A 15,724-nucleotide genomic window follows, 5' to 3' on the forward strand; every position below is an offset into this window, starting at 1 on the left:
AGCCCGCAGGGACAGGACTCTTTTTTGCCGCTTCATCGTTAAAAATAAACGCTTAGAATGACTAAACTTATTATTTTTAACCTCGAATCGCCTAAAAAATAGTCGCTGTCAGTGCTATGGTCGAATGTTCAACACGCCCTATAATAATTCATGACTTCGGGAAAAAAAGCCCACATCTCATACCAGTTGCTTGCAATAATCAATCCAAAAGGATTGGTCATTTAGCATTGGTTTTGAGGTGCAGGCAAATGGCCTCGTTTATAGCAGTAATCTTTGTTGACCGTAATCTACTGCGCTGTGATTAATGGGTCAGTTCTTTATATTTTGGGTGTTTTTCAATATATGATGCCACAAATGGACACTGCGGAATGACCTTTTTTTGCTCGTCTTGGGCATAGTTCAACGCATGCTCAACAAGGGCAGAGCCAATGCCACGCCCGCCGATCGCATCAGGGACAATGGTATGGTCATAAACCAAATAGTCGCCTTGTTTTTGGTAGCTGATGTAGGCAAGCTCGCCATCGATGTTGGTTTCAAAACGGTGTTTGTTTAAATTATGCGTGATATCTAGTGCGTTATCTTTTGTGTTATTTGACATGATACTTCCTATGAATGGTATTTTCTATGAATGCTTCTAGTGATTTTAAGCGGTTATCAGTAGTTCTTATTTTTATTGACACAGCTTAATTAGGGCGTGTTGAACATTCGCAAATAGGCACTGCTGATTGCTAAAATTGTTCCAGACAAGGCACAAAGCGACGATAATGCAAATGCCTTAGCGAGATTTGTAACGCAGTATGGGGCAATTTTAGCATCAGCCCGCAGGGACAGGACTCTTTTTTGCCGCTTCATCGTTAAAAATAAACGCTTAGAATGACTAAACTTATTATTTTTAACCTCGAATCGCCTAAAAAATAGTCGCTGTCAGTGCCATGGTCGAATGTTCAACACGCCCTAATAGTTTGAATAAATAAAAACTTATGCCGTCGGTAAGCACACGCCTTGCTCGATTGCCGCGTCAGACAGGATTAGCGTCACTGCGCGGCTGCCGTCGTCTTGTTGCCGCATCTTAATACTTAACATCGGCGGCGGTAAATAGCCCTCAGCGCGGCTCGCCCACTCAATCAATACCAAGGCATGCGGCTCATCCAAATAATCATCAAAGCCGATAAACGACAGCTCTTCAGGGTCTTGCAGGCGATACAAATCGGCGTGATAGACCGAAATATATTGTCCCGCGTGGGCAATTTGATACGGCTCAACTAAGGTATAGGTGGGGCTTTTTACCGCGCCTTTGTGCCCGAGTGCACGCAACCAATAGCGCGTCAAAGTCGTCTTGCCAGCGCCTAGGTCACCTGACAGCCACACGCTGCCTGATAGCGGCAAATCTGCCAGCATATGGGCTAAGGCCTCGGTGTCATTTTCTGAATGCAGCACATAATGCTGGGTTTGCGCTGGATTGTCATTGGCATTACTGACCATTGGGGGTCACCTGCAGAGTCACTTCAGGGTTGATAAAACGCTCGCCGCGCAGTAACTTGGCGTACATCTCAGGGTCATGCCACTCAGCGCATACTTGCGGGCTGAACTCAAAATCTTGTAAGCGCAATTCGCCCATTTGTGCGTTACTGACATCATCGGCAAAGCACTGGGCGTATCCTGTGGCAGTCTCATGCGCAATGACCGAATACATGCTCACATCGGCTTCACCATTTTGCATTTGAGTCTGCGCCAAGATCTCTTGCGCCCAAAAGAAAATCACGCGCGAAAACTGCTCTGCTGATGGTGATACAGGCAGTGCTATCCAGCGTGCGCTGAACTTTTTACAGGCGGCGATATACTCAGGATCATCGTCTTGCCAAAAACAGATGGCATGGTCAAAGCTGTCAATCATGTCTTTGATAGAGGATTTTAGTAAGCCAAAGTCATACACCATCTGCCCATGATCAAGGCGATGGGCCTCTAAAATCAGCTCAATCTGATAGCTATGCCCATGAATCGAGCGCTTGCAGCGATCAGAGCTACAGTTACGCACGATGTGGGCATTTTCAAATTTAAACAGTTTACGAATACGCATATCATTCAACCAACACCGTGTCGCGCACGGCTTCCTCTTATTGTGTTTTGTTAAATCATTAAGACATAGTATAGCAAACCTGCCCGCCGCCGTAATCCTGTATGCATCAACGCAGCGAATACACAAAACCAGTAGTGATACCAAGCAAACAGGCAGACATACTGTCTTAAAAGCACTTGGCGGTAGTTAAGAACGCAAAAAGGACACCCCTCATGGCGATGCCCTTCTTATCACTTGAACTTACATTGATATTGCTACATTACTTAGCTGCTGCAGTTAACGGCGGTCTAGCGGCCTAAAACGGTACGCGGATCAATTGGACTGCCGCCCAAGCGTACTTGGAATTCTAACGCCACTTGGTTGGTTTGACCTGTATTGCCCATGTTGGCGATACGCTGACCACGCTGAACGCTATCCCCTTCTTTTACCAGCAATTCGCTGTTGTGCGCATAGGCAGTGATATAGTCATTGCTGTGGCGAACCATAATCAGATTGCCGTATTCTTGTAGCCCGTTGCCTGCATACAATACCGTGCCTGATTGGCTGGCATAGACAGGGTCGCCCGCTTGACCACTGAACCACATCCCCAAATTATTGCTTTGCGCATCAAAGTTACGAATCACAGGATTGCGCGTTGGGTAATCATAACCTGTGGCATTGTTGCTTGGGGTTTGCGCACTTGGCGTATTAGTGACAGGCGGCGTGGTTTGCGTAGGTCTTGGCGTGTAGCGCGGCGTACTCTGGGTTTGCTGAACGGCACGCTCATCACCTTGCCAGAGCTTGAGCATCTGACCGCTATAAATCGTATACTGACTGTCTAAATTATTCAGCGCACCGATTTGACGATAGTTTAAGTTATAACGTGAGGCAATTTGGCTCACCGTATCACCACGTTTGACTTGGTAGTAATTGGGCACGCCCTGCGCATTGGTTACGATGGTTGGGCCTGCAGACATGTTTTGTGTTTGGTAGGTTGGCTTGGTAGCGCAACCTGCAAGTCCCATAAATACCGTACAAGCAGCACAGGCAGCAGCAAATTTGGCGGTGGCATTGAGTCGGTTCATACAAAAGTTCCTGTCGTTAATGCGATGAGCAAATATAAATGCTAGCAAATAGTACAATCAGGATAATTCGCCAGCAGCGTCTTATCCCCTACGCGCTAAAAATAACGCATATTAAGAGTGTCATTCAAAATCTAACGCTTGCAGCGCGCGAATACCCGCTGCTGAGGCGTGATGCAATCTGACCAAAGACACACTGGTATACCCTGCGGCAATGGCATCGTAATCGCTCATGATATCAGCATCATCCGTTTGTGTGCGCACGATGTCGTCTGCCGATTTACGCAGCGACAACCAATACGCATCGCGTCCGCGTGGGTCGGTAATGGTATGTATAGGCTTTTTAATATCACGATGACCGAGGTGCGTAATACGCTGTCCTTTGATCTCATCAGCATAGCGGACATTGGGTGCATTGATATTTAACACATGATAGGGCATATCTTTAAGCATCTTTAGTAGCGCAGCATTACTGACAATGGCGGCGATTTTTTCAGCAGCCAGCGCATAGTTACTGCCCCTATCTTGACCTTTACTGTCAATAGCCGCGCCGACTAAAGAGGTTGCGATGGCAGGAACACCAAAAAGTTGCGCGGTCAACGCAGCGCCGAACGTCCCTGAATACATCACATCTTGACCCAAATTCGCGCCAGAATTGATACCCGTAATCACACAGTCAAAAGACGTGTCTTTATACAGCTCATTTAATGCCAAATACACGCAATCGGCAGGTGTACCATTGACAGATACAAAGCCAGAGTCCAACTCATGCACATACACTGGAGATGAAATATGTAGCGCGCTTGCTGTACCGCTTTGCTCAAGCGTAGGTGCAACCACGATCACTTCACCGATGCGCGATAGCGCATTATACAACGCTTGCAAGCCAGGTGCTGCCACCCCATCGTCATTACTGATTAAAAATCGCATAATCACTCAATTTTCGTTATGATGAGTCAAAAACATAATGAATATTCATAGTTTCACTATATTGAGTATAACTTTCGCTTAATTAGTATAATAGAAGGCTTCTACCTTAAACTAAGTTATTCGACCGTGCAATACTCAGACAGCAGATACAAATCCTGAACAGGTTGCGAGAATCATTTGAGACTCTAGCAAGCTTTATACAAATTGACCAGTTATGTTTCTGTCGCGCAAAATTCAATCACAAGACCTCTACACAGACCTCAATATTTTATGTGACATTTAATTTCTTTCCCATTACCATTAGCGTATTAAATCATGTAAAGCGAGTGTGATACCGAATGACCAATTCATCAATTTCTTCTGTGGTTTCTATGACAAAAAACACTGTGGGTAAAATCGGTACGGCAGGCTTGGTGACCGCAATAGCAATGATGTCGCACACTGCCAATGCAGCCAGCAACAATGCATCGACGACAATTCCTTTAGACATGTCAGGTATGAATATTACCAAGCATGAGATTGCGGTAATGCAGGTATTGTCTGAGATTTGTCCATCTATGCTCAGTGGTAATCAGCGTCAACGTTTTTATAAGTCTTACAACACGCAGTTGCATGACTTAATGCCGACACTTGAAGATCCAAAAGCGGCGATTCAGTATTTGTCTACGCAGCAAGATTATCGCCAGATTTTACAAAGCATCCGTAGTTGGACCATGAGCTTTTCTAAACAAGACAATAAAGCACTGTGTGTTGATTTGGCTAATGCTGAAGTTTAAGACTTTTTATTATTAAATACGCACAGTCAATCACCACCATAAAAACCATCCGCTACTTACACTCATGATTTTTATTACTGGTTTTTTGAGTGATGACCGTCTTACGCGAATGATTGTTAAGCGCCACAGCGCTGATAAGAAAAGCCCATAGCATGTGAATGTTATGGGCTTTTCTTATGCCAATCTATTTGTGTTTTATCGATGGCTCAGATAAGCTGATAAGGTGACAACCCATCGCCATATTAAGCCTTTTGTGCTTTGATACCCTATTATTTCTATAATAAGTGCGGGACTATGACTTTATCTGCCTTGACTGTGTTTTCTTCCGCACGATGCTTGCCAGCTGTAGCACTGGGGATTTGCTTTTATGTTGGATATATGGCCAATGCGCAAGCTGTGGCGACTGCGCCGACCATTGAGGCGAGCGCTTATGTATTGATGGACTATAATACAGGCGAGATATTGGCACAAAAAAACGCCGGTGCCGCCTTACCGCCTGCCTCTTTAACCAAAATGATGACCAGCTATCTGATTGAGCAACGTTTAAACGACGGCAGTTTAAGCGAAAATGAGCCTGTGCGCATGAGTGAAAATGCTTGGTGCCGTGGTAGCAGTAGCCAATCGTGTATGTATGTACCTGTGAACAGCACTGCGCCTGTTATAGACATGCTGCGCGGTATTATCATTCAATCAGGTAACGACGCGTCAAAGGCAATGGCCGAGCATCTTGCTGGTGATGAAGCGTCATTTGCCGCCCTTATGAACACAGAGGCACAAAAGCTGGGCATGACACGCAGTCATTTTGTCAATGCCACAGGTATGCCTGCTGATGGTCATGTGGCATCGGCGCGCGACTTGGCTGTCCTTGCCCGCGCTATTATCCAAAATAGTGGCAACTATTATAGCCTATATTCTGAGCCGTCCTTTACCTACAATGGCATCACTCAAGGCAACCGCAACGCGCTACTCACCACTGACCCCACGGTCGATGGGTTAAAAACAGGTCATACCAGTGCTGCAGGTTACTGTTTGGTCGCCTCAAGTCAGCGGCAGAATATGCGTCTGATTTCTGTGATTTTGGGCAGCAAAAGTGCGCAGAGCCGTGCGGATGACTCACGTGCTTTACTGAACTGGGGGTTTGGTCATTTTGCAACCGTGGTCAAAGCGCCTAAGGGACAGACGGTGACGGATGTGCCTGTGCGCTATGCTGACATTGAACAGGTAAACATCATAATCAGTGACACATTACAAGTACTGACGACTAAAGCCATGCAGGATAACATTACAACCGTCTTAGACGTGCCTGCGTATATTGATGCACCTATTGTCAAGGGTCAGCAAGTGGGACAGTTGGTGGCTGTGATGGACGGTAAGCCCGTCGCCGCAGTGCCTGTCATTGCTAGTAATGCTGTTGCAGAAACAGGTATTATAAAGCGGCTTTGGCAGCGTTTTGTTTACTGGCTAAAGGACAAAGTCAACCAATAAAAAATGGCGCTATACGTTACGCATAAAGTACAAGACAGCTCACTTACAACCATCCCAACCATGCTTGTAATAGCGTATACAGCTCTTGCGTATCTTCGGTCGAGACATGACAGTAATCAATACCTTTAGCTTTTAGCTCATGCTCAATATCGTTAAACGTATGAATTTGATGCTCAGGATACCAGTAGACCAGCAGTGAGCGATGGGTGGTTTCTTGCTCACGGACAAAGCGTGCAATTTGTATGGCACGCTCAGGTCTGACGTCTTCGGCAATCATGATAATTTCTGCATTGTCGATGGTGGATAAACCTTGTTGCTGACTATTTAGGCTAACTTTAGCGCCCAGTCTTTTTAATGCTTCAGCAACATTTAAGCTGTCGATATCATGATAGTAATAGCTGATATCTAAGCCAGAAAAACGCTGCTGTAAGTGCGCAGGACGGTATGTGTTGCGAAGAGGCATGACCACGGTAAACTCACTACCGACACCCAAGACACTTTTAACATCAATAGAAGCGCCTAGCAGATGTAAAATCTGCTTGATAACAGGTAATCCTACCCCTGCACCTTCATGCTCACGCGTATGCGTCGGGTCGACCTGAAAAAATGGGGTAAAAATGTCATCTAGGTATTTATCTTCAATACCGATACCTGTGTCTGTGATACTGACCTGCCAGCGAATGACTTGGTCAAAATGGCTCAGCTGTGACTCTACGACAATCTCACCTGTATGCGTGAATTTAATCGCATTTTCTATTAAGGTACCCAAGACTTGCTTGATCTTATCCACGTCACCTTCTAGCGCATAATCGACATGGTTCACTTTACTGATAATTTCTAATTGCTTACGTTTTGCCATTGGCTCATATTCGGCAAATACGTCAGATAGGAGCTGTAAGGGATTAAAGGTGCTTAAACGAATGACCACTTGACCGCGCTCAATTTTGTTTAACTGAATGATTTGCTCAAGTGTGGTATCTAATTGCTGACTGCCCTTACGAATTATATTTAAAATGTCTTTCTGCTCAACGCTTAACTGCTGCGGATTAAGCAGTTGTAAGCCTCCTGAAATCGCATTTAGTGAGGTTTTTAATTCATGAGTAATCATGCTTTGAAAATTGTGACGCTGCACTTCTAAAGACAAATCCTTGCTACGCAAATTTTCTTCTAACGCTGCCAGTTCATCGTTTTTCTGTTGTGCCTCTTGCAGACGACTAAAGACGTTGACAAATGCACGGCGAATCTCACGTAGGTCTTCAAATTCAATACTCTGTTGTATAACGGGCAGCTGTCTTAAATCAGGGTTGGCATTTACAGTCTCGCATACCTTAGCAAGCTCACTGATATTTTGTGAAGGCCATCCCAGTTGTCGCAGCACCAACCAAAGCATAAAAATACCAATACTGACCACGGACAACCAAATCAGCAAGTCATAGCATATCCACTCAATACGTATGCGCTCAACATCTATAGTGATATTGATATAGCCGACCAGCTGTGCTTGATCATTGTCCGTACTGGGCTCCACATTGGCTGCGCTGTTTAAAGCATTTATTTGGTTGTAACGACTGTCAGTTACGGGACGGTTAAAACTGATATTGTGAGCGAATAAAGCCGTCGACCAATCATTGGTACTAGGCAGGCTGTCTTCGGCTTCTGAGGTGGTGACAGGATAATCGGTAGAATAAAAAACAATACTTTGAATACTTGGCTCATCTTGCAGCAAAAACTCGACTTGTTCCGCGACGATGTCTGCGCCGTTTTCTGCTGCGGCACTGATAGCAAGCAAGCTTGCCAGTTCTTGAATATATGCACGTTTTTTTTGATAGTTATACACACAACCATACACCAAAGAGAATATGGTGATTATCAGCGATGTTACCACAACAATTCGAATAATCGTGCGGTTGACGAAGGTCGATACGGTCTTGTATGGGCGCATATTCGTTAATGAAGCTAAAATGACTGTGTACTATAGTACAGGATAACTATAAGGTTGCGTATAAGATAAAAGCATTTATATTATGTGCTTTTGCTGTTCTTTATAACGAAAAAAGCGTGATAAACACGCCTTTTGTCTTTACTTGTTTTTTTTGCTGGCTTTTTTCGTGCCTTTTTTGACATCTTGAGCCCATTTGCGTTTACGCAGCTGCTGATTTTTTGCTTTTACTGGCGTGTCGTTACGATTGGCATAGGGGTTTTCATTGAGCTTAAAGACCACATTGAGTGGCGTGCCTTCGAGTTTGAAAACACCGCGAAACTGGTTTTCTAAATAGCGCTGATAGCTCTTTGGCAACGAGCCTGTTTGATTACCGTGAATCACAATGACAGGCGGATTATGTCCTCCAATATGCGCGTAGCGTAGCTTGATACGGCGGCCTGCCACAGCAGGTGGCGGGTTGGCAGTAACAGCATCTTGCAAGATTTGCGTCAAGCGGTTGGTTGAGACATTAAACATCGATGAATCATAAGCACGGCGAATCGATGGGTACAAATTACCTACCCCTGTACCATGCAAAGCAGAAATCAGATGCACTTTGACAAAAGGAATAAAGCTAAAACGACGATCCATCTCAAGCTTAATAAAGTCTTTTTGGTCTTGGCTTAGACCATCCCATTTATTAATAGCAACGACGAGCGCACGGCCTTTATCCAGTGCATAACCAATCATGTGCAAATCTTGATCTACGATACCCTCTTTGGCATCAATAACGATGACGGTCACGTTTGAGTCTTCAATCGCTTGCAAGGTTTTAATGACTGAGAATTTTTCGACCTTTTCATTGATACGTCCGCGGCGACGCACACCTGCGGTATCAATCAAGACGTAGTTTTTACCATCACGCTCATAAGGAATATAGATACTGTCGCGAGTCGTGCCTGGCATATCATAGACCACCACGCGCTCTTCGCCAAGTAAGCGATTGACCAGAGTCGATTTGCCCACGTTTGGACGACCAATAATGGCAAGCTTTAAACCGTCTGGATCTTCAGTTGTGACTTGCTCTGGCATATCCGCGGTAATGTCCTCAAGCAAATTGCCCAAACCGCGACCGTGACTGGCTGCCATTGGGTACGGCTCGCCTAGACCCAGCGCATAAAATTCGGCAGGCGCAGCATCATGGACACCGTCAATTTTATTGGCAACCAAATAAACAGGCTTGCCCAACGTGTGCAAAAACTTGCCAATCTCTTCATCTGCACCAATCAGTCCTGAGCGTGCGTCAGTCACAAACACGATAATGTCAGCTTCATGAATAGCGGTATGCGACTGCTCTGACATATAGTCGTCAATGTTGCCACTACCATCGTCTGCTTCCCCGATACCTCCCGTATCAACGACGATAAATGACTTGCCTTCATATTCGGCATCACCATACTGACGGTCGCGCGTCAGTCCTGACATGTCTGCCACCAAGGCCTGACGGCTTTTGGTGAACTGGTTAAATAAAGTGGATTTACCAACATTTGGACGACCAATTAAGGCAACCACGGGCTTGATACTCATGTGATACTCTCAGTGACAGACGATAATGACAGCAGAGGCGCTGTTTTTATAGATAAATAGCAATAAACGCTGCTCTATGATAACAGACCAGCGAGAATAATAGGACATTATACGCAGGTGCATATTATGGGCGCATAGATTACGTCAAATGCGCGCTTTTCACAAGGCAAGAAACGCTGACCATGCAGCGTTTCTTGTTTTATCTCTTACATTGTAGGTATCTGCTTAATAAATACCTAACGCCTAACCCGTCACTGGCTAGCGTACCGACTGCCAGACGGAGACTTGGCCGCTTTGGCTTTGGGTCAGCAGACGATTGCCAACCACTTGCAGGCTGCTGAGTGCGCCTTTGGTGCTGACGCGGCTCACAATATTACCATTGGCAGGGTCAAACAGATGTACCACACCATCCAAATCACCTACAGCAATATAACCGTCAATCATCACAGGATTGGTCAGCTCACGATACATGAGCGAGTCATTTTCCCACAAGACTTGGCCATTTTGACGGTCATAAGCGACGACTTTACCATCAAGACTGGTACCAATGACTTGACGCGGATTGACCGCCAATGATTTTAAGCTGGCAAGCTCGTTCATGTACATGACTTGGCGTGAGGTCAAATCAATACCAATCAGTTGACCGCTATAGCTGACCGCAAACAGTTGGTTATTATCAATAATAGGCTGGCCATCAACATCGCTCATGCGCTCAACCTCGCTGCTACCATTGCCCACACCGACGCGGCGCGACCATAGTGGCAGACCATTATCCACCGTCAACGCATGTAAGCGGCCATCTGCGGTAGCAAGCAGTGCCGTTTCGTCATCAAGTAAGGTTGGCGCTGCACTACCACGGACGCTAATTGCAGGCACTTGCGTGGCAAATTTCCAAATCGACTGACCTGTTTGTAGCGACAGGCCATGTAAAAACCCATCGTTGGCAGAAAGTACTACGCGGTTATTATGAATCAATGCAGGTGTCAGTACTGAGCCTGACAGTTGCTGTGTCCAGCGCTGCTCGCCTGTAGTACTATCAAAGGCAATCACACGACCTGAGCGGGTACTGACAATCGCTGTCTGACTAAAGGCATCCAGCGCCACGCCACCTGTGATGGCTTCGTCAACTTTTACTGACCACAGACGCTGACCTTGCGCATTGTAACCTGTAACCTCGCCGCCGCGAGAGGCTGTAACCATCTGACCGTTGTCATAACCGACTTGTAAATCAAGAGGGTCTTTGCTGCTGGCACGACTGCTGCCTGCATCCGTGCTAAAAACTGGCTGTAACAGCTGTATTGATTGCGACAAAGCCACTAACTTAACAGGCTCATGCACCTCAGGCTTGATACCACGATTACAGCCCACCAGTGCTGTTGCGGCAATAGCCAACACAGCAACAGGCATCAAGGTCGCTTTTAGGCGATTATTAGCGCGAATAGATTGGGTCATTGTGTACTCTCACTACATATAAAGGGACAATCAACAAGTCTGCAACTATAGGATGACTTTGTTGTTGCAAGGCTACGCCTTTGTTGTTTTTATTATGCTGCAGGCTCGGCAGCGTTGCTTGCACTTTGTTCCACTGCAGGCGCGCTCGTCGCTGGCGCTTGCTGAATCAGCTCAGGCGCAGCTTCAATAGGCTCGACGGTCATGCCAAGACTTTCCATCTTTAGTGCCAACACGGCACGGCTTTCTTGACGCTTACGCAAAAGCTCCCACGCATTGTTGTATGCCTGCTTTGCAGCGTCTTCATCTTTTTGTGCCATATAGATATCACCCAGCAGCTCTTGCTGACTGGCTTCAAAGGGGCTTGGCATATCGCTCTTGGCTTCTGAGAGTGCGGCATCCGCATCACCTGCCGCCAGCAAGGTCTCGGCGTAACGCAGACGAGTAATGGCGCTTAATCCTGCATCGCCCAAATCAATCGCCGCAGCTTGTTTTAAACTCTCGCTCGCTGCCGCAAAGTCGTTGGCATCTGCTTCACTACGCGCTTTAATCATCAACGCTTGCCATGCGTATACCGAGTCGCCATGCGTGGCAACCAAGGCATCGATGTTTTTATCAAGCTCGCTGCGGCTTTTGTCTAGTGCAGCAGTTGCTTCGGCGTTTAGGTCTGGATTTTGCGCTGCAAGATTAATTTCTTGGTTTAAATTTTGGATGTCCGCATAGTGATCAGCCGCCACTGTATCAACGCGCGCGTGATTGTTTTGCCAGTAGGTCCAGCCAAAATAACCTGCCAGCACAAGTAAAATGACAGTAATGATGTAACTGCCGTATTGTTTTAGCGCATCCATATTGCTTTCTGATGGCGAGTTTGGGGTCTGAACCATAACTGTATCCTGATAAAACCAATCACTAAAGAACCAATCAAAATCAAACGGTACAAAACCGATAATGCTAAGCAAAACCACGTTGTACCGTTATCATATAAAACCGCGGTTAAGGGCGCAGGTTACCCGCTTGCAGTAGCCAATCGCGAGAGACGCTGCGCTGCTCACCACTGTGCATGTCTTTTAGGCTGACCGTGCCGTCCTCTAACTCTTGCTGGGCCAAAATCACCGTCACTGCGGCACCTGACTTGTCTGCCTTTTTCATTTGTGCCTTTAAGCTGGTAGCGCTTGCCATTTTCACACGCAAATCAGGGCGATTTTGACGCAATTCATGCGCGTAACGCATGCCCGCATCATACACATCAGGGTGCGCAGCGATAAATACATCACAAGCGTGTTGCTCTTCAAAAGGTGCAACCGCTTCAATCAATAACAACAAGCGTTCCAGACCCATAGCAAAGCCAACCGCTGGCTCAGACTTGGCCTCCTTGCCGCCCATAGATTTAAGCTGACCAATCAGCCCATCGTAACGCCCGCCAGCACATACTGTGGCTTGACTACCCAGCTTGTCCGTCACCCACTCAAACACGGTCTTGTTATAATAATCCAGACCGCGTACCAGATGCGGATTGATACGGAACGCGATACCCAGCGCCGTCAAATACGCCTGTACTTGGGCAAAATGCGCGCGGCTGTCTTCACCCAAAAAATCTGCCAATTTTGGCGCGTCTTGCAATAGTGCTTGCGTGCTCGCTTCTTTACTGTCGAGGATACGTAGCGGATTGGTGTCTAGGCGGCGCTGACTATCCGCGTCCAGCTCAGATTTTTTATCGGTCAAATAAGCAACCAAGGCATCACGATATGCGCGGCGCTCGTCAATCTCACCAAGACTGTTCAGCTCCAGCGTCAGCTCGTCTTGGATGCCCAGCGCCTTCCACATCATCGCCGTCATGGCGATCAGCTCGGCATCGGCGTCTGGCAGCGCACTGCCAAAGCTCTCCACACCCAGTTGGTGAAACTGACGATAGCGGCCTTTTTGCGGACGCTCATAGCGGAACATCGGTCCGATGTACCACAGCTTTGGGGTATCGCCGCGCAGCATGTTGTGCTCAATCACTGCACGTACCGCACCTGCGGTGCCCTCTGGACGTAGCGTTAATGGCGTTGGCGGCTCAGACTTGTCCGCAAAGCTATACATTTCTTTTTCAACGATATCCGTCGCCCCGCCAATCGCGCGCGCAAACAAATCGGTCTGCTCCACGATGGGCAAGCGAATATGCTCAAAACCGTATCTACCAAGCACGTTCGCCAGTATCGACTCCAGCTTTAGCCACTGTGCCGATTGGTTGGGTAAAATGTCATTAAATCCTTTGATTGCTTTAATCATGATACGGTCTGATCCTCAATACTAACGATGACGGTGCGTTATGCTTATTATCTTAAATAGTGTTTTGTAGCGGCGGCAAGCCAGCGCCTAACACTTTAATGTAAAGTGAAGCCAATATTAAATTTGTATCAACTTCACTAAAGTGCGTCTTATATTAAAATACGCCTTAGCCTTTTACACGTAAAATTTCATTTTCGCGGGCTTTTTCTAATTCTGCAGCGCGGGCGCGTACCATACTTTCAATTTCATCTACCAAGTCATTGGTATCAATCAGATGGCTTTTTTGTCCCATACGGTAGACCAGCGATTTTGGTGCCGCCCCCACGACCCCAATATCGGCTTCTTTGGCCTCACCTGGTCCATTGACTTTACAGCCAATAACCGATAAGTCCATCGGTTCACGAATATCTTCAAGGCGTGCTTCTAATGCCATCATGACTTTAATCACATCAAACTCTTGACGCGAGCAGCTGGGGCACGCAATAAAGTTGACGCCATTTGAGCGGATGTTTAATGACTTTAGAATATCAAAGCCAATTTTAATCTCTTCTTCAGGCTCAGCGGCGAGCGAAATACGCATGGTATCGCCAATCCCTTCTAATAACAAGCCGCCCAGTGCAATCGCTGATTTGACCGTGCCTGTACGATATACGCCCGCTTCAGTCACGCCAAGATGTAACGGGTTGTCAATCTGCGCTGACAACAAGCGATACGCATCCATCGTCAAAAATACGTTAGAGGCCTTTACTGAGACTTTATACTGGTCAAAGTTTAAGCGGTCTAAGATGTCAATGTGACGCATGGCCGATTCGAGCATCGCCTCGCCTGTCGGCTCGCTGTACTTACGCTGGATGTCTTTTTCTAATGAGCCTGCGTTAACCCCGATACGAATAGGAATATTGTGATGACGCGCACAAGCGACCACCTCGCGCACCTTGGCATCATTACCAATATTGCCTGGGTTAATACGCAAGCAATCTGCACCCGCCTCGGCAACCGCCAAAGCAATTTTGTGGTCAAAATGCACGTCCGCAATCAATGGGATATTAACTTGTTTACGAATCTCGGCAAAGGCGGCGACCGACGCCATCGTTGGCGTCGATACACGCATCAAGTCCGCGCCTGCGTCCACACAGCGCTCAATCTGAGCAACTGTGGCTGCCACGTCACAAGTATCAGTGTTGGTCATGCTTTGTACGCTAATCGGTGCATCACCGCCGATAGCGACATCACCGACATGAATTTGTTTGGTTAAGCGGCGTTTGATTGGCGATGCTGTTGACATATAAAATCCTTATCGACAAAGTAAGCAGGCAAAAAATCATGCCGTGCGCGCAATATAGCATTATCGCGTCTGTATTATTCAGGCATTAATGTAAAATCAGCGCGGTTGTCTTGTGTGTATTCACGCATATCCACAGGCGATCCGTTCATTTGTAGGGTCACGCTGTCAACCGTAGCAATCTGGATAGCAAATGGCGGCGCGCCCTCAAAATGATAGCTGCCTGCGGGTAGACGCTTGGACACCAATGTATTGCTATCGGCGTCAGTGATTGAGACCATTGTGTCCTCTGTGACCACAAGGTCTAAACTGGCAGGTGCAGTGCTGGTGACGTCGAGCGCTGAACCACTGGCACCAATTGCGCTACCTGTCGCATTTAAGGCTGCGCCAGCTTGTTGGTCAGCACTGTCCATATTGATAACCGTCGGTGTGGTGGTTGGCTTATCGTCATCTGTACTGCTACTCACCAGTAACCAAAGCGCTACTGCGCCTATAATCAGTGCAATGAGCGCTAAAAGTAGCCATGGATTAAAACGCATACGGCGCGCGCTGCGTGTCTTGTTTGATTGTATGGGTAACGCACTGATGTTTTCGGGCGGTTTACGGTAGTCGCTCGGACAGGCAGCGTCAAAACGGCTGGCGAGCATCTTGGCATCGAGTCCCAAAAACCTTGCATAGTTCACCAAAAATCCGCGTGCGTATACTACTGGTGGCATGGCGCTAAAGTCTTCAGCTTCGAGCGCTGTCAGATACGGCGTCACGATATACAGCTCGTCCGATACGGCTTGTACGCTCAGTCCTTTTTCTTCTCGTACGTGACGTAAAGGCGCGCCAAATGCTAATGTATCGGGCTCAGCGGCACTGTCTGTAGATGTCATAGATGGG

General features: G+C 46.9%; 14 protein-coding genes. 2 read left to right on the plus strand and 12 right to left on the minus strand.

The genetic code is table 11. From position 1 onward, the window contains the following. Positions 1-301: 301 nt before the first annotated feature. The 5 genes from JIE71_RS02810 to surE form a co-directional block, all read right to left on the minus strand. Positions 302-598: a GNAT family N-acetyltransferase gene (locus JIE71_RS02810; RefSeq protein WP_199507216.1), complete on the minus strand. Its 297-nt coding sequence runs from the start codon at positions 596-598 to the stop codon at positions 302-304. Positions 599-978: 380 nt separating this feature from the next. Continuing rightward, positions 979-1,482 (minus strand): tRNA (adenosine(37)-N6)-threonylcarbamoyltransferase complex ATPase subunit type 1 TsaE, encoded by a 504-nt coding sequence (gene tsaE / locus JIE71_RS02815; protein ID WP_199507217.1) that lies wholly within the window; start codon positions 1,480-1,482, stop codon positions 979-981. Beyond that, positions 1,472-2,077 carry a 6-pyruvoyl trahydropterin synthase family protein gene (locus JIE71_RS02820; RefSeq protein ID WP_199507218.1) on the minus strand — a complete coding sequence of 202 codons (606 nt, stop codon included), beginning with the start codon at positions 2,075-2,077 and terminating at the stop codon, positions 1,472-1,474. Before JIE71_RS02820 ends, tsaE begins: the two co-directional genes overlap by 11 nt. Before the next feature lie 287 nt (positions 2,078-2,364). Next, on the minus strand, positions 2,365-3,141 hold the full coding sequence (locus JIE71_RS02825) for a LysM peptidoglycan-binding domain-containing M23 family metallopeptidase (protein WP_199507219.1): 777 nt from the start codon (positions 3,139-3,141) through the stop codon (positions 2,365-2,367). Between the two features lie 120 nt (positions 3,142-3,261). Next, complete coding sequence (gene surE / locus JIE71_RS02830; RefSeq protein WP_199507220.1) at positions 3,262-4,068, minus strand: 5'/3'-nucleotidase SurE; 807 nt, start codon at positions 4,066-4,068, stop codon at positions 3,262-3,264. A gap of 371 nt (positions 4,069-4,439) precedes the next feature. Here surE and JIE71_RS02835 point away from each other — a divergent pair, with 371 nt between their 5' ends. Both JIE71_RS02835 and JIE71_RS02840 read left to right on the plus strand, forming a co-directional pair. Then, on the plus strand, positions 4,440-4,844 hold the full coding sequence (locus JIE71_RS02835; protein WP_228284507.1) for an MCR_0457 family protein: 405 nt from the start codon (positions 4,440-4,442) through the stop codon (positions 4,842-4,844). Positions 4,845-5,222: 378 nt separating this feature from the next. Continuing rightward, positions 5,223-6,329, plus strand: coding sequence for a D-alanyl-D-alanine carboxypeptidase family protein (locus JIE71_RS02840; protein ID WP_199507300.1), 1,107 nt, complete (start codon positions 5,223-5,225; stop codon positions 6,327-6,329). Positions 6,330-6,372: 43 nt separating this feature from the next. Here the strand turns inward: JIE71_RS02840 and JIE71_RS02845 are convergent, their stop codons facing one another. The 7 genes from JIE71_RS02845 to JIE71_RS02875 all read right to left on the minus strand — a co-directional run bounded on the left by JIE71_RS02845 (position 6,373) and on the right by JIE71_RS02875 (position 15,717). Then, on the minus strand, positions 6,373-8,166 hold the full coding sequence (locus JIE71_RS02845) for a sensor histidine kinase (RefSeq protein ID WP_199507222.1): 1,794 nt from the start codon (positions 8,164-8,166) through the stop codon (positions 6,373-6,375). A gap of 243 nt (positions 8,167-8,409) precedes the next feature. Then, positions 8,410-9,837 carry a ribosome biogenesis GTPase Der gene (gene der, locus JIE71_RS02850; protein ID WP_199507223.1) on the minus strand — a complete coding sequence of 476 codons (1,428 nt, stop codon included), beginning with the start codon at positions 9,835-9,837 and terminating at the stop codon, positions 8,410-8,412. A gap of 258 nt (positions 9,838-10,095) precedes the next feature. Next, on the minus strand, positions 10,096-11,289 hold the full coding sequence (gene bamB, locus JIE71_RS02855; RefSeq protein ID WP_199507224.1) for an outer membrane protein assembly factor BamB: 1,194 nt from the start codon (positions 11,287-11,289) through the stop codon (positions 10,096-10,098). Positions 11,290-11,381: 92 nt separating this feature from the next. Continuing rightward, positions 11,382-12,170, minus strand: coding sequence for a YfgM family protein (locus JIE71_RS02860; protein ID WP_199507225.1), 789 nt, complete (start codon positions 12,168-12,170; stop codon positions 11,382-11,384). A 109-nt stretch (positions 12,171-12,279) separates the two neighbouring features. Next, positions 12,280-13,557: a histidine--tRNA ligase gene (gene hisS / locus JIE71_RS02865; RefSeq protein WP_199507226.1), complete on the minus strand. Its 1,278-nt coding sequence runs from the start codon at positions 13,555-13,557 to the stop codon at positions 12,280-12,282. Positions 13,558-13,723: 166 nt separating this feature from the next. Further along, entirely contained in the window at positions 13,724-14,842 is a 1,119-nt protein-coding gene (gene ispG, locus JIE71_RS02870; RefSeq protein WP_199507227.1) for a flavodoxin-dependent (E)-4-hydroxy-3-methylbut-2-enyl-diphosphate synthase, read from the minus strand. A 74-nt stretch (positions 14,843-14,916) separates the two neighbouring features. Continuing rightward, positions 14,917-15,717, minus strand: coding sequence for a helix-turn-helix domain-containing protein (locus tag JIE71_RS02875; RefSeq protein ID WP_199507228.1), 801 nt, complete (start codon positions 15,715-15,717; stop codon positions 14,917-14,919). Between the last annotated feature and the right edge of the window lie 7 nt (positions 15,718-15,724).

The organism is Psychrobacter sp. bablab_jr014 (assembly GCF_016464015.1).
Classification (GTDB): Bacteria; Pseudomonadota; Gammaproteobacteria; order Pseudomonadales; family Moraxellaceae; genus Psychrobacter.